This is a genomic window from Mesorhizobium sp. GbtcB19, from assembly GCF_019091085.1.
Lineage (GTDB): Bacteria > Pseudomonadota > Alphaproteobacteria > Rhizobiales > Rhizobiaceae > Mesorhizobium.
On the sequence record NZ_JAGXJY010000570.1, the window covers coordinates 1 to 233 of the forward strand.

Below are 233 nucleotides of genomic sequence, written 5' to 3' on the forward strand. Positions count from 1 at the left end.
GGCGCTTGCCTGCGGGACATCCGTCCGCGCGCAGGACAAGGAACTCCCCATCTTCTGGGCGGAATGGGATCCGGCGAACTATCTGCAGGAACTCGACAATGATTACACGGCCGAGACCGGCGTGAAGGTCACGGTACAGACGACGCCATGGCCTGATTTCCAGACCAAGGCCTTCACCGGGTTCAACGCTCATGACGACGCCTACGATCTGGTCGTCGGCGACTCGCAAAGGC

General features: G+C 61.4%; 1 protein-coding gene. It reads left to right on the top strand.

The window, feature by feature from the left end:
* On the top strand, positions 1-233 hold a 233-nt coding region (locus KVT37_RS33075), incomplete at both ends, for an extracellular solute-binding protein (RefSeq protein ID WP_217579110.1).